20 protein-coding genes are annotated in these 19,837 nt (G+C 74.5%); 8 read left to right on the top strand and 12 right to left on the bottom strand.

Going from position 1 to position 19,837, the window contains the following annotated elements; genetic code table 11:
• Positions 1-28: 28 nt before the first annotated feature.
• Both ABD158_RS01470 and ABD158_RS01465 read right to left on the bottom strand, forming a co-directional pair.
• A complete protein-coding gene (locus tag ABD158_RS01470) occupies positions 29-1,075 on the bottom strand; it encodes an NAD(P)-dependent alcohol dehydrogenase (protein WP_344002681.1) in 1,047 nt (348 codons plus the stop codon).
• Between the two features lie 75 nt (positions 1,076-1,150).
• Positions 1,151-1,471: a GNAT family N-acetyltransferase gene (locus ABD158_RS01465; protein WP_344002678.1), complete on the bottom strand. Its 321-nt coding sequence runs from the start codon at positions 1,469-1,471 to the stop codon at positions 1,151-1,153.
• A gap of 72 nt (positions 1,472-1,543) precedes the next feature.
• Here ABD158_RS01465 and ABD158_RS01460 point away from each other — a divergent pair, with 72 nt between their 5' ends.
• Positions 1,544-2,917, top strand: coding sequence for an NAD-dependent malic enzyme (locus tag ABD158_RS01460; protein ID WP_344002675.1), 1,374 nt, complete (start codon positions 1,544-1,546; stop codon positions 2,915-2,917).
• 18 nt (positions 2,918-2,935) lie between these two features.
• Here ABD158_RS01460 and ppgK read toward each other — a convergent pair whose 3' ends face one another.
• Positions 2,936-3,679: a polyphosphate--glucose phosphotransferase gene (gene ppgK / locus ABD158_RS01455; protein ID WP_344002673.1), complete on the bottom strand. Its 744-nt coding sequence runs from the start codon at positions 3,677-3,679 to the stop codon at positions 2,936-2,938.
• A 7-nt stretch (positions 3,680-3,686) separates the two neighbouring features.
• Between ppgK and ABD158_RS01450 the strand changes: the two genes are divergently transcribed.
• From ABD158_RS01450 to ABD158_RS01435, 4 genes are all read left to right on the top strand, one after another.
• Positions 3,687-3,980 carry a YrhK family protein gene (locus tag ABD158_RS01450; RefSeq protein WP_344002671.1) on the top strand — a complete coding sequence of 98 codons (294 nt, stop codon included), beginning with the start codon at positions 3,687-3,689 and terminating at the stop codon, positions 3,978-3,980.
• Positions 3,981-4,072: 92 nt separating this feature from the next.
• Complete coding sequence (locus ABD158_RS01445; RefSeq protein WP_344002669.1) at positions 4,073-5,527, top strand: MFS transporter; 1,455 nt, start codon at positions 4,073-4,075, stop codon at positions 5,525-5,527.
• A gap of 128 nt (positions 5,528-5,655) precedes the next feature.
• On the top strand, positions 5,656-6,912 hold the full coding sequence (locus ABD158_RS01440) for a M15 family metallopeptidase (RefSeq protein ID WP_344002667.1): 1,257 nt from the start codon (positions 5,656-5,658) through the stop codon (positions 6,910-6,912).
• Between the two features lie 43 nt (positions 6,913-6,955).
• Positions 6,956-7,291, top strand: a complete 336-nt coding sequence (locus ABD158_RS01435; RefSeq protein ID WP_344002664.1) for a YnfA family protein — start codon at positions 6,956-6,958, stop codon at positions 7,289-7,291.
• Between the two features lie 26 nt (positions 7,292-7,317).
• Here the strand turns inward: ABD158_RS01435 and ABD158_RS01430 are convergent, their stop codons facing one another.
• Positions 7,318-7,995 carry a FadR/GntR family transcriptional regulator gene (locus tag ABD158_RS01430; RefSeq protein WP_344002662.1) on the bottom strand — a complete coding sequence of 226 codons (678 nt, stop codon included), beginning with the start codon at positions 7,993-7,995 and terminating at the stop codon, positions 7,318-7,320.
• A gap of 114 nt (positions 7,996-8,109) precedes the next feature.
• On the opposite strand from ABD158_RS01430, the gene ABD158_RS01425 reads away from it, so the two are divergent.
• Positions 8,110-9,471 (top strand): SLC13 family permease, encoded by a 1,362-nt coding sequence (locus tag ABD158_RS01425; RefSeq protein ID WP_344002659.1) that lies wholly within the window; start codon positions 8,110-8,112, stop codon positions 9,469-9,471.
• A gap of 16 nt (positions 9,472-9,487) precedes the next feature.
• Here the strand turns inward: ABD158_RS01425 and ABD158_RS01420 are convergent, their stop codons facing one another.
• A complete protein-coding gene (locus ABD158_RS01420; RefSeq protein ID WP_344002656.1) occupies positions 9,488-10,180 on the bottom strand; it encodes an HAD family hydrolase in 693 nt (230 codons plus the stop codon).
• Positions 10,177-11,010: an alpha/beta hydrolase fold domain-containing protein gene (locus ABD158_RS01415; protein ID WP_344002655.1), complete on the bottom strand. Its 834-nt coding sequence runs from the start codon at positions 11,008-11,010 to the stop codon at positions 10,177-10,179. Before ABD158_RS01415 ends, ABD158_RS01420 begins: the two co-directional genes overlap by 4 nt.
• A 44-nt stretch (positions 11,011-11,054) precedes the next feature.
• Here ABD158_RS01415 and ABD158_RS01410 point away from each other — a divergent pair, with 44 nt between their 5' ends.
• Positions 11,055-12,020: an NADPH:quinone oxidoreductase family protein gene (locus tag ABD158_RS01410; protein WP_344002652.1), complete on the top strand. Its 966-nt coding sequence runs from the start codon at positions 11,055-11,057 to the stop codon at positions 12,018-12,020.
• Positions 12,021-12,053: 33 nt separating this feature from the next.
• Here the strand turns inward: ABD158_RS01410 and ABD158_RS01405 are convergent, their stop codons facing one another.
• From ABD158_RS01405 to ABD158_RS01390, 4 genes are all read right to left on the bottom strand, one after another.
• Complete coding sequence (locus ABD158_RS01405; RefSeq protein ID WP_344002650.1) at positions 12,054-13,166, bottom strand: tartrate dehydrogenase; 1,113 nt, start codon at positions 13,164-13,166, stop codon at positions 12,054-12,056.
• A 69-nt stretch (positions 13,167-13,235) separates the two neighbouring features.
• Positions 13,236-14,162 carry a LysR family transcriptional regulator gene (locus tag ABD158_RS01400; RefSeq protein ID WP_344002648.1) on the bottom strand — a complete coding sequence of 309 codons (927 nt, stop codon included), beginning with the start codon at positions 14,160-14,162 and terminating at the stop codon, positions 13,236-13,238.
• A gap of 32 nt (positions 14,163-14,194) precedes the next feature.
• A complete protein-coding gene (locus tag ABD158_RS01395) occupies positions 14,195-14,902 on the bottom strand; it encodes an HpcH/HpaI aldolase family protein (RefSeq protein WP_344002646.1) in 708 nt (235 codons plus the stop codon).
• Positions 14,903-14,943: 41 nt separating this feature from the next.
• Positions 14,944-15,243: a putative quinol monooxygenase gene (locus ABD158_RS01390; protein WP_344002643.1), complete on the bottom strand. Its 300-nt coding sequence runs from the start codon at positions 15,241-15,243 to the stop codon at positions 14,944-14,946.
• Positions 15,244-15,303: 60 nt separating this feature from the next.
• Between ABD158_RS01390 and ABD158_RS01385 the strand changes: the two genes are divergently transcribed.
• Complete coding sequence (locus ABD158_RS01385) at positions 15,304-17,274, top strand: M13 family metallopeptidase (protein ID WP_344002640.1); 1,971 nt, start codon at positions 15,304-15,306, stop codon at positions 17,272-17,274.
• Between the two features lie 25 nt (positions 17,275-17,299).
• Here the strand turns inward: ABD158_RS01385 and ABD158_RS01380 are convergent, their stop codons facing one another.
• Together ABD158_RS01380 and ABD158_RS01375 are read right to left on the bottom strand one after the other, a co-directional pair.
• Positions 17,300-18,427: an SDR family oxidoreductase gene (locus ABD158_RS01380; protein WP_344002637.1), complete on the bottom strand. Its 1,128-nt coding sequence runs from the start codon at positions 18,425-18,427 to the stop codon at positions 17,300-17,302.
• A gap of 45 nt (positions 18,428-18,472) precedes the next feature.
• Positions 18,473-19,825 (bottom strand): hemolysin family protein, encoded by a 1,353-nt coding sequence (locus ABD158_RS01375; protein ID WP_425573129.1) that lies wholly within the window; start codon positions 19,823-19,825, stop codon positions 18,473-18,475.
• Positions 19,826-19,837: the final 12 nt, after the last annotated feature.

Raw genomic sequence — 19,837 nt, 5'->3', positions numbered from 1 at the left:
GAGCGGACCCGGTCGTACGACGCGGGTGTCAGCCCAGCGTCGAGGTGTCGATGACGGCGCGGTAGCGCACGTCGCCCGAGACGACCTTCTCGTAGTAGTCGTCGACCTGGTCCGCGCCGATGACCTCGACGGTCGCCGTGATGCCGTGCTCGGCGCAGAAGTCGAGCATCTCCTGGGTCTCGGGCAGGCCGCCGACCATGGAGCCCGAGATGGAGCGGCGGTTCGGGAGCAGCGAGAACGCGCTGATCTCCAGGTTGTCGCTGGGCGCGCCGAGGTTGGCCATCACGCCGCCGCGGTCGAGCAGGCCCATGAAGGAGTCCAGCGGGATGCCCGAGCCGACGGTGTTGACGAGCAGGTCGAACTGCCCGGCGAGGTCGTCGAAGACCTTCTCGTCGTCGGTGGCGTAGTAGTTCGTCGCGCCGAACGCCTTGCCGTCCTCGGCCTTGGCGTCGGTGCGGGAGAGCACGCTGACCTCGGCGCCCATGGCGGCGGCGATCTTCACGGCGACGTGGCCGAGGCCACCCATGCCGATGACGCCGACGCGCGAGCCCGGGCCCACGTTGTGCTCCTTGAGCGGGTGGTACGTCGTGATCCCGGCGCACAGCAGCGGCGTGGTGGCTGCGAGGTCCATGCCCTCCGGGATGCGGACGACGAAGTGGTCGCGGGTGACGACCTGCTGGCTGTAGCCGCCGAAGGTCTTCTCGCCGTCGTAGCCCTGGTCGTTGTAGGTCTGCACGACGCCGCGGGTGCAGTACTGCTCCTCGCCGTCCTTGCAGGCGGCGCACTCGAGGCAGGAGTCGACGAAGCAGCCGACGCCGACGGTGTCACCGACCTGGTGGTCCGTGACCTCGGAGCCGACCTCGGCGACGGTGCCGATGATCTCGTGGCCGGGGACCATCGGGAAGGTCTCGCCGCCCCACTCGCCGCGCACCTGGTGGATGTCGGAGTGGCAGATGCCGGCGAACTGGATGTCGATGCGGACGTCGTTGGGGCGCAGGTCGCGGCGCTCGATCGTGGTCGTCTCGAAGGAGGCCGAGGCCTGCGGGACGGACAGTGCGGTTACCGAGGTGGTCATGCAAGGCTCAACCACGCCCTGAGGTGGGTTATTCCGCAACTACTTACGGATCCTCGCGCCGCCCCCGTCGGCGACTCAGCCGAGACCGAGCTCGGCGCGGACCCCGGCGGGCACCAGGTCGGCGTACGACGGGTCGCGGCGGATCAGCTCGGCGACGAACGGGCACGACGGCAGCACCTCGTGGCCCGCCTCGCGCGCCGCGTCGAGGGCGTGCACGGCGAGCGCCCTCGCGAGGCCGCGGCCGGCGTACGCCTCGTCGACCTCGGTGTGGACGAGGTCGACCTGCACCCGCCCGCCGCCGCCCCGGAGCCGGTAGGCGAGGAGCCCGCCGGGCTCACCGTCGACCAGCACCTCGTAACGGCTCCGCTCCGCGACGTCGCGCACCACCACCGGCATGTGTCCGACGCTACTGCGTCGCGGGCCGTGGTGACTTGCCGGTAACACGGGCGTGGGGCGAGGCTTCGACCCATGGCCGCCACCACCTCGTCGTACTCGATCACGATGCGTCTGCACGCCGACCCCGACCACGGGGTGGTCGGACAGGTCGCCACGAGCATCGCCGAGGCCGGGGGCATCGTCACCGCGATCGACGTCGCCGAGTCGCGTCACGACCTGCTCGTCGTCGACGTCACCTGCTCGGCCGGCAACGCCGACCACTCCGGCGAGCTCGTCGAGGTCGTCAGGGCGCTGGACGGCGTGCGGGTGCACAAGGTCTCCGACCGCACCTTCCTGCTCCACATCGGCGGCAAGATCGAGGTCACCTCGAAGGTGCCGCTGCGGACCCGCGACGACCTGTCGATGGCCTACACCCCGGGGGTGGGTCGGGTGTCGATGGCGCTGGCCAACAACCCCGAGGACGTGCGCCGGCTGACGGTCAAGGGCAACTCGGTCGCGGTCGTCACCGACGGCTCGGCGGTGCTCGGCCTGGGCAACATCGGTCCCGGCGCGGCGCTGCCGGTGATGGAGGGCAAGGCGGCGCTGTTCAAGCGGTTCGCCAACATCGACGCGTGGCCGATCTGCCTGGCCTCCCAGGACACCGACGAGATCGTCAAGGCCGTGCAGATGATCGCGCCCGGCTTCGGCGGCATCAACCTCGAGGACATCGCGGCGCCCCGGTGCTTCGAGATCGAGGCCCGGCTGCGCGAGAGCCTCGACATCCCCGTCTTCCACGACGACCAGCACGGCACCGCGATCGTCGTCCTGGCCGCGCTCACCAACGCGCTGCGCTGCGTGCACAAGGAGCTGGCCGACGCCCGGATCGTCGTGGCCGGCGCCGGCGCGGCCGGCACCGCCATCGTGACCCTGCTGCTGGCCGCGGGCGCGGGCGACATCGTCGTGTGGGACCGCGAGGGTTGCCTGTCGGCGGACGACGACTCGCTGTCGCCGGCGAAGGCCGAGCTGGCCTCCCGGACCAACCCCCGCCGCGTGCGGGGCGACCTGCGGACCGGGCTGACCGGGGCGGACGTCTTCGTCGGGGTGTCGGGCCCCAATCTGCTCGACCCCGCCTGGATCGAGGACATGAACGACCAGGCCGTGGTCTTCGCCCTCGCCAACCCCGACCCCGAGGTCGACCCCGGCGAGGCCGGCAAGCGCGCCGCCGTCGTCGCCTCGGGCCGCTCGGACTACCCCAACCAGATCAACAACGTCCTCGCGTTCCCGGGCGTCTTCCGCGGGCTGCTCGACGCCCGGGCCACCGACGTCACCATCGACATGATGCTGCGCGCCGCCGACGCCATCGCCCACGTCGTCACCGACGAGGAGCTCAACGCCAGCTTCATCATCCCGTCGGTCTTCGACACCGCCGTCCCGAAGGCCGTCGCCCGCGCCATCGCGGGGGGCTGAGCGCCGGGCCCGCCCGCCTCAGGTGAGGCGGTGGGCCAGCAGGGCGGCGCCGACGACCCCGGCGCGGTTGCGGAGGGTCGCGGGGACCAGCGGCGTGGCGACGTCGACGAGGTGGAGCCACTCGTCGGCGTCCTTGGACACGCCGCCGCCGACGACGAGGACCTCGGGCGAGAAGAGCATCTCGAGGGTCCGGTAGTAGCGGGTGAGGCGCTCGGCCCACTCCTCCCACGAGAGGTCCTCGCGCTTCCGGGCGACGTTGGAGGCCCGGGTCTCGGCGTCGTGGCCGTCGACCTCGAGGTGGCCGAGCTCGGAGTTCGGCACGAGCACCCCGTCGTGGACCATCGCCGAGCCGATGCCGGTGCCGAGGGTGGTGACGATGACGAGGCCGGTCACGCCCCGCGCCGCGCCGTACGCCGCCTCGGCGACGCCCGCGGCGTCCGCGTCGTTGACGACGTGCACGGGCCGGTCGAGCCGCTCGGTGAGCAGGGCGTCGGCGTCGGTGCCGATCCAGGCGTCGTCGATGTTGGCGGCCGAGCCGACCACGCCCCGGCGGACCACCCCGGGGACGGTGACGCCGACGGCGGAGCGCGAGCGGGGGAAGGCCGCGACGAGCTCGGCGAGCACGTCGGCGACCGCGTCCGGGGTCGCGGGCTGCGGCGTCGCGAAGCGCACGCGCTCGTCGGCGAAGTCACCGACCGACAGGTCGACCGGGGCACCCTTGATCCCGGTGCCGCCGAAGTCGATGCCGAAGGGGTGTTCCATACGGCACATGCCACCACACAGCGCCGAGAAGCACCCCGACGGCACGCTGACCCTGCACCTCGGTCGTGAGGAGCTCGTCCTCCGCCGCCGCTACGAGTCGCTGAGCATCCTCAACGACCTCCTGATCGCGATCTGGTTCCTCGCGGGCAGCGTGCTGTTCTTCTCCGCCGAGACCACGTACGCCGGGACCTGGCTGTTCGTGATCGGCAGCGCCGAGCTCGCCGTGCGACCCGTGATCCGGCTCTCGCGCCGGGTGCACCTGCGCCGCGTCGGCGGCCACGAGTCCGCGGCGGACTTCTGAGCGAGTCCGTGGCCGGCCGCGACCGGCCCCATGATGGGACCGACGCCGGGTCCGACGAGGGGACCGACGCAGCCGCCGCAGGAGGCACCGAGGTGAGCACCGAGCCGACCCGCGCCCCGGGTGACTGCGCCCCCGCGCGGGTCGCGGACCCCGTCTGCGAGGGCGAGCCGGTCCGGCTCGGGACGCCCGCGGGCCGCGCCGTGGTCGTGGCGGCGACCCTCGGCTCCGGCATGGCCCTGCTCGACGGGACCGTCGTCAACGTCGCGCTGCGCAGCATCGGCGAGGACCTCGGCGCGGGCCTCGCGGCGCTGCAGTGGATCACCAACGCCTACCTGCTGGCCCTGGCCAGCCTGATCCTGCTCGGCGGGTCGCTGGGCGACCGGTTCGGTCGGCGTCGCGTGTTCGTCGTCGGCACCCTGCTCTTCGCGGGCGCGTCCCTGGTCTGCGGCCTCGCGCCGACGACCGAGGTCCTGGTCGCCGCCCGCGTCCTGCAGGGCGTCGGGGCGGCGCTGCTGACCCCGGGGAGCCTCGCGATGATCCAGGGCGCCTTCGCCCGCGAGGACCGGGCCCGCGCGATCGGGCTGTGGACCGGGTTCGGCAGCATCGCCGCCGCCGTCGGACCCCTGCTCGGCGGGACCCTGGTCGACCTCGCCTCGTGGCGGTGGATCTTCCTGATCAACCTCCCGCTCGCGGCGGTCACCGTGCTCGTGGCGGTGCGGGCCGTGCCGGAGTCCCGGGACCCCGACGCGGTCAGGGGATTCGACGTCGCCGGGGCGGCGCTCACCGCCGTCGCGCTCGGAGGGATCACCTGGGCGCTGGTCGAGCCGGGCTCGGACGCCGCGCTGCCCGCCGCGGTCGTGGGCGTCCTCGCGGGCGTCGGGTTCGTCGTGGTCGAGCGCCGCAGCCGACACCCGCTGGTGCCGCTGGGCCTGTTCGCGGACCGCACCTTCGGCGCCGTCAACGGCCTCACCCTGCTCGTCTACGCCGCGCTCGGGGCGCTGCTGTTCTTCCTCGTCCTGCAGCTGCAGACCGTGGCCGGGTGGGACGCGCTGCCCGCGGGGCTGGCGACCATGCCGATCACCGTCTGCATGCTGCTGCTCGCCGCCCGCGGCGGGGAGCTGGCCCAGCGCATCGGTCCGCGGGTGCCGCTCACCGTCGGTCCCCTCGTCCTGGCCGCCGGCACGCTGCTGCTCCTGCGCGCCGACGCCGACACCGACGGCCTGCGCGGCTACGTCGTCGACGTCCTGCCCGGCATCACCGTCTTCGGCCTCGGGCTCGCCCTGCTCGTGGCGCCCCTCACCGCGACCGTGCTCGCCGCCGCGCCCGACCGGTACGCCGGGGTCGCGAGCGGCGTCAACAACGCGGTGGCCCGCGCGGGCGGTCTCGTGGCCGTCGCGGCGCTGCCGGCCCTCGTCGGGCTCTCGGGCGTCGACTACCAGGTGCCCGACGTGTTCGAGGCGGGCTACCGGGCGGCGCTGCTGGTCTGCGCCGGCCTGATGGTGGCGGGCTCGCTGGTCGCGGGCCTGCTCGTGCGGGACCCCCGCTGAGGCTCCGGCCACCCCCGGCCGCGCCCTGGCCGGCCCCCGTCCACCCCACCGCGCGGGACGGTGCGGCCTTCTCACCCGGGCCCGCCTACCCTGGACCGGCACGGGCACGGTCACCGGGGGAGAGCGACATGCGGCACACGACGACATTCGGCGCGGTCGGCGTCCTCGGCGTGACCCTCGCCCTCCTGCTGGCCGCGTGCGGCGGTGGCACCGGCGACCAGCGCGCCGACGACGGGCCCTCGGCGGCCTCCTCGACCACCGCCGCCGGCGCCGACGAGGCCGAGCCGCGGGAGGCCCCGAGCACGGACCCCGCCGCCGCCGGCGACGGCGCGACCGGCATCGACGCCTCCATCCCGATGCCCACCCCGGGCCCGCTCGAGGGGCGCCTCTTCGGCGACGACCTGCTCGTCTACGGCCAGGACACCCTCGACCCCGACGTCGTCGCACAGGTCGAGGCCCTCGACGGCGTCGAGGCCGTCGAGCAGTTCTCGCTCGCCCCCGTCGCGGTCGAGGACCGCGTGATCGACGTCGCGGCCGTCGACCCCGCGACGTACCGGCGCTTCAACCCCGTCAACGCCGCCCAGTTCGGCGAGATCTGGGACCGTGTCGCCCGCGGCGAGATGGGGATCCTGCCGCGGCTGGGCCGCAGCGTGCAGGACGACGAGGGCTTCGTCCGCCTCGGCAACGACCGCGACGCCCCCCGGGTCCACATCGGCGCCTACGCCCCGCAGGTGCGCCAGATCGACGGCGTCGTCAACGAGAACTGGGTCGACCCGCTCGGCATGCGCCGCGACAACGCGCTGCTGGTCAACACCGGCTCCGCCGCGCCGCAGGAGGTCCGCGACCCGATCCGCGAGCTCGTCGGCGAGGGCACGCCGGTGCAGATCCTCGGCCCCGACCTCGACATCACCGCCACCCAGACCGCCTTCCTCAGCGGCGGCTCCGTGGCCGACGCGGTCGGCACCTTCTCCTACCGCGTCATCGGCGGCGGGCGGATCGCGCCCGACCCGGCGTGGGTGGAGGAGAACATCCGCACCGAGGAGGTCCCGATCCTCGGCGCCGTCACCTGCCACAAGGTGATGCTCCCGCAGCTGCGGGCGGCGTTCACCGAGGTCGTGACCCGCGGCCTGGCCGACGAGATCAACCCCGACGAGTACGCCGGGTGCTACTACCCGCGCTTCATCGCCGGCTCGAGCTCGCTGTCGCTGCACTCCTTCGGCATCGCCGTCGACCTCAACGTGCCGGGCAACCAGCGCGGCACGGTCGGCGACATCGACCGCGACGTCGTGGCGATCATGAAGAAGTGGGGCTTCGCCTGGGGCGGCGACTGGTCGTTCACCGACCCCATGCACTTCGAGATGGACCGCCTCGTCGAGGCGCGCTGAGGCGCTCGCGCGCCTCTGGCCGTCCCCGCGGGAGGATGCGGCCATGGACGTCCTGCGCTCGGTGCCGCTCTTCGTGCTCGCCGCCGTCGCCGAGATCGGCGGGGCGTGGCTGGTCTGGCAGGGCGTCCGCGAGCACCGGGGCCTGGTCTGGATCGGCGCCGGGGTGGTCGCCCTGGGCCTCTACGGCTTCGTGGCCACGCTGCAGCCCGACCCGAGCTTCGGCCGTGTCCTCGCGGCGTACGGCGGGGTCTTCGTCGCCGGCTCGCTCGCCTGGGGCGCGGTGTTCGACGGCTTCCGACCCGACCGCTGGGACCTCACGGGCGCGGCGCTGTGCCTGGTCGGCGTCGCGGTGATCATGTACGCCCCCCGCGACGCCTGACCCCGCCCCGCGTCCGCCGCGCCGGCTCAGTCGACGGGGTCGAGGAGGCCCGCGCAGGCGGTGGCGGCCGCGGCGGCGTCGCCGCGGATGATCGCCGAGGCCAGCAGGTCGAGGCGGGCGTGGAGCGCGGGGGAGTCCGCCGGGGCCGGGGCCGAGGTCGCCATGGTCTGGTCGAGGTCGGCGAGCAGCGCGGCGCCCGCGAGGCGACGGACGCACATCCACGTCTCGTCGAAGCGCCTCGGGCGGCCGTCGTCGGCGAGCATCGCGACCCGCAGCGAGTCGTTCGGGTTGACCGCGGCGGCGCGGGCGATGCCGGCGAGGATCGCCTCGCGGGCGGTCGTGACCTCCGCGCGCGGGTGGGCGGCCACCGCCTCGGCGAGCCCCGGGCCGGAGCCCGCGGCCGACCCGGCCGGCGCGTCCGGGTCGCGCACGAGCGCGCCCACGCCGTGGCGGACCTCGATGCGCCCGCGGGTCTCCAGCGCCGCGAGCGCGCGGGAGATCGTCGCGCGGCTGACGCCCAGCTCCGCGGACAGCTGGCGCTCGGGGGGCAGGCGGTCGCCGCCGACGAGGCCCTGGGCCTCGATGAAGTCCGAGATGTGCGCGGCGAGCGACTCGTAGAGCCGCTCGCGGCGCAGCGGGGAGAGCGGCGCGCGCCCGCGCGCCGCGTCCTCGGGCCCGCGCGGGGGCCCCGACCGACCAGCCATGCGGCGATCCTAGGCAGACGCGTGGCTCGGTTGCCAGGAGGCCAGTCCACTGCCATAGTCGGGCGGACCATGACGCAGGTCACACCTGCGTGCCGCCGATCGACGAGGTACACCGTGTCGAACGAACTCATCTCCCTGGCCGTCCTGGCCGTCGTCTTCCTCGTCGCGACCGTGCGTGGCGTCAACATGGGCGCGCTCGCGCTGGTGGCGTCGTTCATCGTCGGGCTGTCGGTGTTCGGCGTCACCGTCGACGACGTCCTCGGCGGCTTCCCGGCGGACCTGTTCGTCATCCTCGTCGGGGTCACCTACCTCTTCGCGCTGGCGAAGAACAACGGCACCGTCGACTGGATCGTGCACGGGTCGGTGCGAGCGGTCGGCGGGCGTGTCGCGCTCGTGCCGTGGGCGATGTTCGGGGTGTGCGCGGTGGTCACCGCGATCGGTGCCGTCAGCCCCGCGGCGGTCGCGATCGTCGCGCCGGTGGCCATGGGCTTCGCGCTCCGCTACGAGATCCACCCGGTGATGATGGGGATGATGGTCGTGCAGGGCGCGACCGCCGGCAGCTTCTCCCCGATCGGCATCTTCGGCTCCATCACCAACGGCGTCGTCGAGTCCAACGACCTGCCCGGCAACCAGCTGTTCCTGTTCCTGTCGGCCTTCCTGGCCTCGACCCTGATCGCCGTCATCACCTACGTGGCGTTCGGCGGCCGGGCGCTGATCGCCCGCGGCAAGGAGTCCAGCACGGTCGCCGCCATGGGTGCCGACGCCGAGCAGGTCGCGCGCCGCGCCACCCACGGCGGCTCCGCGGGCACGCCGTACTCCGCCACCGAGGCCCGCCGGACGGCGGGCGCGGGCGACGCCGAGCCCGACGCCGACGTGACGCGCCTCGACGCCCAGCGGATCGTCACCCTCGGCGGCCTGGTCGTGCTGATGGTCGGCGCGCTGGGCTTCGACCTTGACGTCGGCTTCACCGCCCTGACCATCGCGGTCGCGCTGACCCTGGTCTTCCCGCAGTCCGCCAAGGGCGCGGTGGAGAAGATCAGCTGGGGCACGGTCCTGCTGATCGGCGGCATCGTCACCTACGTGACGCTGCTGGAGTCCCAGGGCGTCGTGGACGCGCTCGGCGACGGCGTCGCCGGCATCGGCGCGCCGCTGGTCGCCGCGCTGCTGATCTGCTTCATCGGCTCGGTCGTGTCGGCGTTCGCCTCGACCACCGGCATCATCGGTGCGCTGATCCCGCTCGCCGTGCCGTTCCTGCTCACCGACGAGGTCAGCGCGATCGGCCTGATCGCGGCGCTGGCGATCTCGAGCTCGGTCGTCGACTGCTCGCCGTTCTCGACCAACGGCGCGCTCGTGGTCGCCAACGCGGACGCCGCCCAGCGGGACATGGTCTTCAAGCGCCTCATGCAGTGGGGCATGTCGATCGTCGTGATCGCGCCGCTCGTCGCCTGGGCCGTCCTCGTCGTGCCGACCGCCTGACCGGGGGCCCGCCGGCTCAGAGACCGTCCAGGAGCCCCGCGAGGTCGCCCGCGTCGGCGACCTCGTGGGGCGGCGCGGGGCCGTCCGGGTCGAGGGCGTGGCCCGGGCGCGCCAGCCGCACGGCGGTGATCCCCGCCTCCAGCGCGCCGCGCACGTCGCGCGCCGACGCCGCGACGTGCACCAGCCGCAGGCCGGCCCCGGACGCCGCCTCCGCGGCCCGGGCGTAGATCGCCGGGTCGGGCTTGAAGGCGCCCAGGCGCTGCGAGGTCAGCAGCCAGTCGGCGTCGACCAGCCCCGCGGCCCGGGTGCGCCGGGCCAGCGCGTCGTCGACGTTGCTGAGCAGGCCGACCGCGGCCACACCCGGCAGCGCGGCGACGGCCGCGACCCCGGCTGCCACGTCGGGCCACAGCGGCCAGTCCCCGACGCCGCCGTGGACCGCGCCCATGTCGGCGCGGGCCTGCGGGCCGTCCAGCCCCAGGTCGTCGTACGCCGCGGCGAGGGCGCCGGCGGAGACCTCGGCGAAGGTCGTCGGCGGCGCCGCGGTGCGCTGGGCGGCCTTGTTGCGGGAGTCCCAGGCGGCGTACAGCTCCGCGCCGCCGACCGGCCACCCGCGCCCGGCGGCGATCGCCCCCAGCGCCGCGGACCCGCCGGTGGCGCTGTCGGTCAGCGCGCTGAACAGGTCGAACGTCACCAGCAGGGGCTCGCTCACAGGTGTCTCCGGATCTCGTCGCTGATCGTGGCCATGGTGGAGCGAGCCCGGCGGGGGTCCTCGGTGAGGAAGTAGTGGTCGGCGCCGGGGGTGACGTCGTGCCACACCCGCACGCCCGCCGCGGCGAGGCGTGCGGCGTAGGCGTCGCCGTCCGGGCGCAGGCTGTCGCGCTCGGCCGTCAGCACCAGCGCCGGCGGCAGGCCGCTCAGGTCCTCGGCCAGCAGCGGGCTGGCGTAGGGCTCGCGGCGCCGCGCGACGTCCGGGAAGTAGACGCGGCGCACCAGCGCCCGCAGCCGGGTCGAGATCATCCCGCTGCCCACGGGGTCGGCGGCGACGTCGAGGACGGGCACCCCCAGCACCTGCAGGCGCGGCGCGAAGCTGCCGGTGTCGCGGGCCATCAGCGCCACCGCCGCGGCCGTGCCGCCGCCGGAGGAGAAGCCGCCGATCGCCACCGGGGTGCCGCCGTCCTCGGCGGCGACCGCCGCGGCGACGTCGTGGCACTGCTCCTGCGCGACGGGGTAGGTCACGTGCGGCCCGGCCGAGAAGTCGACGTTGACGACGCGCACCCCCGCGGTCGCCGCGACGTAGCGGCACCACCAGTCGTCCATCTGCGGGTAGCGCATCAGCCACGCGCCGCCGTGGACGTGCACGTACGCCGGGCCCCCGGTGCCGTGCTCGAGCACCCGGACCGCGCCGTGCCGGGTCGGGACCCGGCGCGAGCGGGGTGCGGGGAGGTCGAGGCCGGCGAACGCGAGGTCGCGGCCGTAGCGCACGGTGAACCGCGCGGTGTGGTGCATGAGCCAGGCCTGCGCGTAGTCCCCGGGCGTCACGTCGCGAGCCTAGGGCCGGGTGGGTGAGGCCTAGGGTGAGGGCCATGCGCGCCGTGCAGGTCCACACGCCCACCGGTCCCGACGACCTCGTCGTCGCCGACGTCGAGGAGCCGACGCCCGGCGAGGGCGAGGTGCTCGTCGAGGTCCACAGCGTCGGGGTGGCCTTCCCCGACCTGCTCCTGTCCCGCGGCCGGTACCAGGTGCGCCCCGACCCGCCGTTCACCCTCGGCGTCGACTGCGCGGGCACGGTCGTGTCCGGCGGGGGCTTCACCCCCGGGCAGCGGGTCGCGGGGTTCCTGGTCCACGGCGTTGCGGCCGAGCGGGTCGCGATCCCGGCCGCACAGGTGTTCGCGCTGCCCGACGCCGTGTCGTACGACGCGGGCGCGGCGCTGCCGATGAACTACCTCACCGCCCACTTCGCCCTCGCCGAGCGCGGCGGCCTGCGCGACGGCGAGACCGTGCTGGTGCACGGCGCCGCCGGTGGTGTCGGCACGGCCTCGATCCAGGTCGCGAAGGGCCTCGGGGCCCGCACGATCGCGGTCACCTCGACCGAGGAGAAGGCGCAGGTCGCCCGCGACGCCGGCGCCGACGAGGTGGTCCTCCTCGACGGGTTCAAGGACGCCGTCGCCGGGCTGACCGACGGCCGGGGCGTCGACGTGGTCGTCGACGTGGTCGGCGGCGACGTCTTCACCGACTCGCTGCGCTCGCTGGCGCCGCAGGGCCGCCTGCTGGTCGTCGGCTTCGCCGCGGGGCAGGGCATCCCCGAGGTCAAGGTCAACCGGCTGCTGCTCACCAACACCGACGTCCGGGGCGTCGGCTGGGGCGCCTACGTGACGACGCGACCGGAGTACCTCGCCGAGCAGTGGGCCGCGCTCGAGCCGATGCTCGTCTCCGGGGTCGTCGACCCGCCCGTCGGCGCGACGTACGGCGTCGAGGACTACGGGCAGGCGCTGCGCGACATGGACGCCCGGCGCACCCTCGGCAAGTCCGTGGTGCGCCTGCGCGACTGACCGGGTCGGCTGTCCCCCGGCCCGCCGGGCGCGTCAGCCGCCGAGGCGGGCGACGATCGCCTCGACGACCTCGTCGGTGGAGGCGGTGCCCCCGACGTCGCGGGTCATGACGCCGTCGGCGAGCGTGCGCTCGACCGCGGCGTGCAGGGTCCTCGCCGCCTCGGGCAGGCCGAGGTGCTCGAGCATGAGCGCTCCGCTCTCGATGGCGCCGACGGGGTTGGCGACGCCCTGGCCGGCGATGTCCGGCGCGGAGCCGTGGACCGGCTCGAACATGCTGGGGAAGCGGCCCTCGGGGTTGAGGTTGGCGCTGGAGGCGAGCCCCAGGCTCCCGGCCAGCGCGCTGCCGAGGTCGGAGAGGATGTCGGCCTGCAGGTTGGACGCGACCACCACCGACAGGTCCTCCGGTCGCAGCACGAACTTCGCCGACATCGCGTCGACCAGCACGCTCTCGGTCTCGACGTCCGGGTAGTCGGCGGCCACGGCCGCGAACACCTGGTCCCACAGCACCATCCCGTACTGCTGGGCGTTGGACTTGGTGACGCTCGAGACCTTCGCGCGCGACCGGGTGCGGGCCAGGTCGAAGGCGAAGCGGATGATCCGCTCGCAGCCGGTCTCGGTGAACACCGCCGACTGCACGGCGACCTGGCCGGTGCCCTCCCGGGCGCCGAAGTTCTGGCCGCCGAACCCGGCGTACTCGCCCTCGGAGTTCTCGCGGACCACGACCCAGTCGAGCTCGGTGTCGTCGGCCTTGCGCAGCGGGCTCGTCACGCCCGGGTAGAAGGTGACGGGCCGGACGTTGGCCCACTGGTCGAAGCCTTGGCAGACCTTGAGCCGCAGGCCCCAGAGGCTGACGTGGTCGGGCACGGTCGGCCAGCCGACGGCGCCGAAGTAGATCGCGTCGAAGCCGCGCAGGGTCTCCAGGCCGTCCTCGGGCATCATCAGGCCGGTGCGCGCGTAGTGGTCGCTGCCCCAGTCGAGCTCGGTCCAGTCCAGGGCGAAGGCGCCGCCCGAGCGCTCGGCCAGCGCGTCGAGCACCCGCCGACCGGCGGCGACGACCTCCGTGCCGACCCCGTCGGCGGGGACGGCGGCGATGCGGTGCCGGACGGTGGTGCCGTGGCCGGCGGGGCTGCCGGTGGGTGCGCTCATGGGTCCAGGGGACCGCCCGGGGGTGGGGCGCGTCCAGGACCGGGATCCGATCCGACCGATAGGTCGCGACTATCTCCGCTGCTCAGGGGCGGTACGACGGGCGATCGCGAGGAGCGCCTGGGCCGCCGGCGTCAGGTGCGCCGACCGGTGCACGAGCCGGACCGCGAGCTCCGGGGAGTCGGCGAGCGGGTGCACCGCCGCGCCGGCGGCGCGGGCGAGCGCCGACCAGGAGTCCGGCACGAGGGCCAGCCCGACGCCGGCGAGGACCAGGGGGAGCACGGAGGTGCGGTGGTCGACCTCGACGACCACGGCCGGGTCGCCCCCGGGGCCGGCGAGGTCGTCCAGCAGCCGGCGCATCAGGCTGCCCTCCTGCGAGGCCACGAACCGTCGGCCCCGCAGCGCGTCCGGGCCCACGGGGGCGTCGGTCCCCGCGGTGGCCTCGGCCCCGCGGGCCCCGCCTCCGAGGTCGGTGCCGGGCGCGGCCAGCACGACGAAGCGCTGGGGGGCGAGGGGGACCGCGAGCAGGCCCGGGGCGGGCGGGTCGCCGGCGGCGCCGAGCAGGCCGACCTCGGCGGACCCGTCGCGCACCGCGGCCACGACCTCCTCGGCGGTGAAGGCCCCGCCGACCCGCACGCGGAGCCCGGGGTGGGCCGTCGTCAGGTCGCGCAGCAGCGCGCCGAGGGGCTCGATGCCGACCGAGGGCATCGAGACCAGGTCGAGGCGGCCGCGCCGGAGCCCGCGGGTGGCCCGGGCGGCGTCGGCCGCGGCGTCCAGGTCGCGCAGCACCCGGCGAGCGGGCTCGACGAGCTGCTCGCCCGCGCTGCTGAGCACGGCCCGCCGGCCCACGCGGTGGAACAGCGGCACGCCGAGCTCGCGCTCCAGCCCGGCGATCGTCTGCGACAGCGACGGCTGGGCGAGGTGGAGGTGGTCCGCGGCGCGCCCGAACCCGCCCTCGTCGACGATCGCGAGGAACACCCGCAGCCGGCGCGCGTCCACCCGCCCCGTCCCCTCCCGGCCCCTCCCCGCTCTCAGCCGCGGGTCCGCGCGAGCGCGTCGGCGGCGCCCTGCGTGAGCAGCCCGAGGTCGGTGACGAGCGCGATCGTGGTGACGCCGATCCCGGTCCAGGCCGGGACCATGTCGGGCGTCCCGCCGAACGCGGCGACGGCGACGTCGTGGCGCCGGCAGGCCTCGACCACGGTGGCGGCGGCCGCCAGGGTGCCCTCCGAGCGCAGGTCGTCGGGCACGCGGCCCCCGAGGGAGACGGTGAGGTCGGCGGGACCGATCAGGATGCCGTCGAGCCCGGGCAGCGCGCAGATCTCGTCGGCCGCGGCGACGCCCGCGGCGTCCTCGATCATCAGGTAGACCTGCTGCGCGGGCGCGGAGGCGGCCCGCAGCCCGGCCCGGGTGGGGCCCCAGGAGCGGTGGCCGTCGGGGGCGTAGCGACAGAAGGCGAGGGCCTCCGCGCCCTGCGCCGCCGACGAGACCTGCGGGATCACCACGACGTCCGCCCCCATGTCGAGCGCCCAGGAGGCCTGCGCGTAGTCGCGGGCCTGGGTGCGCACCCACGCCGGCACGCCGCACCCGGCGACGGCGGCGAGCATCGGCACGAGCCCGGTGGCCTGGGTCTCGCCGTGCTGCAGGTCGACGGCGGCCCAGTCGTGGCCGGCGCGCACCACCGCCTCCGCGGCGAGGACCGAGTCGAGGTTGAGCCAGGCGCCGAGGGAGAGATCGCTCATGCGGGCACGCTAGCGGCGTCGGGCCCCGCGGCGCGGGGCGCTCAGAGCGGTGCGAGCCGGTGGATCACGATCTCGCCGGCGAGGAGCGGGGTGACGGCGCCGATGGCGGTCGCGATGTGGGGGGTGGCCATGTGGGCGTCGAGGTCGGCCTCGGCGCGCCAGGTCTCCACGGTGACCATGACCCCGTCCTCCGAGGAGGTGTACGCCGCGTAGTCCAGGCAGCCGTCCTCGGCCCGCGTGGCCGTCTCGAGGGCCTCCAGGATCGGCCGGGCCTCGGCCACGGCGTCGGGCCGGACCGGGATGGTGGCGACGACGTGCAGAGCGGTGTCGGGTGCGGTCATGCCGCGACGCTACGCCGCCGGGGCGGGTCCGCGGACCCGCCGGGTGGCTAGGGTCGGGGCGTGACGATCCTCGACGACGCCCGCCCGGGCATGGACCCCGCCGTACGGCCCCAGGACGACCTCTTCGGCCACGTCAACGGCACGTGGCTGGCCGAGACCGAGATCCCCGCGGACCGGTCGAGCTGGGGCCCGTTCGTGGCGCTGGCCGACACCGCCGAGCAGCAGGTCCGCGACATCATCGCCGACCTCGCCGCCGCGAGCCCGCTCGACCTCGACGAGGACGGGCGCAAGATCAACGCGCTGCACGCGTCGTTCATGGACACCGACAGGGTCGCCGCGCTCGGCACCGCCCCGATCCGGCCGCTGCTCGCCGCGGCCGCCGGGCTGCGTGACGTGCGCGACCTCGCGGCGTTCCTGGGCGAGATGGAGCGCCGGGGCGGCTACGGCCTGTTCGGGTCCTACGTCGACACCGACGCGCGCGACTCGGACCGCTACCTGCTGCACCTGGGCCAGGGCGGGCTCGGGCTGCCCGACGAGTCCTACTACCGCGACGACAAGTTCGCCGACGTCCGCGAGGCCTACGCGGGCTACCTGACGACGATGCTCGGCCTCGTCGGTCACGACGACCCCGCAGCCGGGGCGCAGCAGGTGCTGGCGCTCGAGGGTCGCCTCGCGCAGGGGCACTGGGAGCGCGCCGAGACCCGCGACGTGCAGAAGACCTACAACCTGCTCACCGCCGCCGACCTGCGCGCGCTGTGCGACGCGTTCGACTGGGACGCCTACGTCCGCAACCTGGGCGACGCCGCCCTCGACGCCGACACCGTGCTCGCCGAGGTCGTCGTGCGGCAGCCGTCGTACTTCTCCCACCTCGCGCAGGTGCTCGCGGACACGAGCATCGAGGACTGGCGCCCGTGGCTCGCCGTGCGCATCGCGCGCTCGGCGGCGCCGTACCTGACCGACGAGTTCGTGGCCGCCAACTTCGACTTCTACGGCCGCACGCTCTCGGGCACCCCCCAGCTGCGCGAGCGCTGGAAGCGGGCCGTCTCCTTCGTCGAGGGCTCGATCGGCGAGGCCGTCGGCAAGCACTACGTCGCCCGTCACTTCCCGCCCCGCTCGAAGGCGCTGATGGACGAGCTGGTGGCCAACCTCCTGGAGGCGTACCGCCGCTCGATCGCCGAGCTCGACTGGATGACCGAGGAGACCAAGCAGCGGGCCTACGACAAGCTCGGCACCTTCCGGCCCAAGATCGGCTACCCCGAGCGGTTCCGCGACTACTCCGCGCTGCAGGTCGACGCCGCGGACCTGTTCGGCAACGCCGCGGCCGCCTCGGCGTTCGAGACCGACCGCCAGCTCGCCAAGATCGGCGCGCCGGTGGACCGCGACGAGTGGTTCATGCTGCCGCAGACGGTCAACGCCTACTACAACCCGGGCACCAACGAGATCTGCTTCCCCGCCGGGATCCTGCAGAAGCCGTTCTTCGACCCCGACGCCGACCCGGCCGAGAACTACGGCGGGATCGGCGCGGTGATCGGCCACGAGATCGGCCACGGCTTCGACGACCAGGGCGCCCAGTACGACGGCCAGGGCAACCTCAACGACTGGTGGACCCCGGCCGACAAGTCGGCCTTCGAGGTCAAGAGCACCGCCCTCGTCGCGCAGTACGACGGGTTCAGCCCGCGCAACCTGCCCGGCGAGCACGTCAACGGCCAGCTCACGGTCGGCGAGAACATCGGCGACCTCGGTGGGCTGACCATCGGCCACCACGCCTACCTGATCTCGCTCGACGGTGCCGCGATGCCCGAGCGCGACGGCCTGACCGGCTCCCAGCGCCTCTTCCTCAACTGGGCCTACGTGTGGCGCACCAAGCGGCGGCGCGAGCAGGAGCAGCAGTACCTGACCATCGATCCGCACAGCCCGCCGGAGTTCCGCGCCAACATCGTGCGCAACCTCGACGAGTTCCACACGGCCTTCGCCACGTCGCCGGGCGACGGTCTGTGGCTGGACCCCGAGGACCGGGTCCGGATCTGGTGACCCGGCCCGGTCCGGAGGAGCGGGCTCAGTCCCGGGCCGGGGTCGCGGGCACGACCTGCGCGGCCTCGAGCTCGGCGAACACGGCGCGGAACGCGTCGAGCGTCGGGCGGTGGCCGACCCAGCCGGCGCGGCGGGCGCGGGTCTGGTCGGTCAGGCACTCCATCTCGCGGCCGAGGTCGCCGTCGGTGTGCCACCAGGAGGCGACGCGGTCGAGGTCGGCCTCGGTGAGGTGCTCACGCTCGGCGATCGTGCGCCAGGTGTCCTCGACGCCGGCCATCTGCTCCTCGAGCGGACGCGGGGCGTCGGCGTAGCCCTCGGGCTCGACGCCGAGCGCGTCGGCAAGGCGCGGCCACAGCCAGCGCCAGCGGAAGACGTCGCCGTTGGCGGTGTTGAACGCCGTGTCCGCGGCCGCCGGGGTCGTCGCCGCCCACACCATCTGGTCGGCGAGCAGGTCGGCGCTGGTGACGTCGGTCAACCCGTCCCACTGGGTCCGCGACCCGGGGAAGGTGAACGGGCGGCCGGTCTCGCGGCAGATCGCCGCGTACGCCGCGAGGGTCTGCGCGATGTTCATGGCCCCGCCCAGGGCGTGGCCGAGCATCGTGTGGGCGCGGTGGACGCTCCAGGTGAAGCCGTCGCGCTCGGCGGCCGCGAAGAGCTCGTCCTCCTGCGCGTAGTAGAAGTTCGGGTGCGGCAGGCGCGGCTCGTCCTCGTGGAACGGGGTGTCCGGCACCTCGCCCTGGCCGTAGGCCTCGAAGGGGCCGAGGTAGTGCTTGAGGCCGGTGACCAGCGCGACGTGGCGCACGGTGCCGGCGGGCCGGACGGCGGCCAGGACGTCGCGGACCATCGCGCCGTTGACCGCGATGTTCTGCTCCTCCGTGTCCTGCTTGGCCCAGGCGGTGAGGAAGACGTGGGTCGGGGCGTGCTCGCGCAGTGCGTCGGCGAGCGCCTGGGCGTCGGTGAGGTCCGCGCGGACGGCCTCGACGCCCTCGACGTCGGAGGCGCTGCGACGGGAGAGGCCGAGCACGCGCCAGCCGTCGTCGACGAGGCGGTGGCTCAGCGCGCGGCCGCTGATGCCGGTGGCACCCACGACGAGGGCGGTCGGCGTCGCGCCGTCGGGCAGGTCGGTCGGGAGGGCGGTGGGGGTGTCGGTCACCCCGGGTCCAACCGTGCGCCCGCGCCCCGTGTTCCGACCGGTCCGTTACTTCTCGGTGCCGGCACTCGCCGCCGTGGCCTCCGGGTCGTGGTCGGTGCCGTGGGCGGCGTCGTCGTCGGGGTCCACGGGCCGCAGCGCGACCTGGGAGACCCGGCGTCCGTCCATCGCGGTCACGACCAGCTCGTGGTCGTCCACCCGGACCACGTCGCCGCGGGCGGCGAGACGCTCCAGGCGGGCCACGACGTACCCGGCGACGGTCTCGTACTCGCCGTCGGCCAGCTCGATCCCGGTGTGCTCGCCGAACTCCTCGAGGGTGATGCCGGCGTCGACGAGCCGGGCGTCGCCGGCCTCGATGACGGACTCCTCCACCGGCCCGTCGTACTCGTCCTGGATCTCGCCGACGAGCTCCTCCACCAGGTCCTCGAGGGCGACGATGCCCTCGAAGCCGCCGTGCTCGTCGACCACGACCGCGAGGTGCGCGCCGACCGCGCGCAGGTGCGACATCGTGGGCAGCACGCGGTTGCTCGAGGGGACGCCGGGAAGGTCGCGCAGCAGCCGGTCGATCGGGGTGTCGTGCTCCTGGCCGAGCAGGTCGCGGGCGTGGAGGTAGCCGCGGACGTCGTCGACGGACTCGCCGGTGACCGGGTAGCGCGAGTAGGGGTGCTCGGTGACCGCGGCGACGGCCTCGCCGACGGTGGTCCCGCTGCGCAGCACGGTCACGCGGGGGCGCGGGGTCATCACCTCGCGCACGATCCGCTCGCCCGCCTCGAAGACGTCGTCGAGGATCTCGCGCTCGTCCTGGGGCAGGGTCTTCAGCTGCGCGATCTGCATCCGCAGCTCCTCCTCGCTGACCTCCTCGTCGACGGCGTGGGGGTCCTGGCCGAGCACGCGCAGCACGGCGTTGGTGGACTTCGACAGCAGCCAGATGACCGGCCGCATCAGCCAGGCGAAGCGGTCGAGCGGCGGGGCGACGACCAGCGAGAGCGCCTCGGACTTCTGCAGCGCGAGGCGCTTGGGGACCAGCTCGCCGAGCACGAGCGAGAAGTAGGCGATGACCAGCGTCAGCGCGACGAGCGAGACGGTGCCCGCGACGCCCTCGGGGATGCCGATGCCGGTGAACAGGAAGACGAAGTCGGGCGCGAGCGCCGAGGCGCCGAAGGCGGCCGAGAAGAAGCCGGCGACGGTGACGCCGATCTGCACGGCCGACAGGAAGCGGTTGGGGTCGCGGGCGACCCGGGCGACCCGGGCGGCCCGGCCGCCGCGCTCGAACATGTTGTCCACCTGGCTGGAGCGCAGCGAGATGAGCGCGATCTCCGTGCCGGCGAAGACACCGCCGATGAGCACGAACACGAGCACGAGGGCCGCCGTGTACAGGGTGTCGATGTCCACGGGCTCCATCATCCTTCACAG

The sequence above is a fragment of the Nocardioides lentus genome, from assembly GCF_039529515.1.
GTDB lineage: Bacteria > Actinomycetota > Actinomycetes > Propionibacteriales > Nocardioidaceae > Nocardioides > Nocardioides lentus.
The sequence above is the reverse complement of the archived record's forward strand: the minus strand, read 5'-3'. Positions and strand labels throughout refer to the sequence as shown.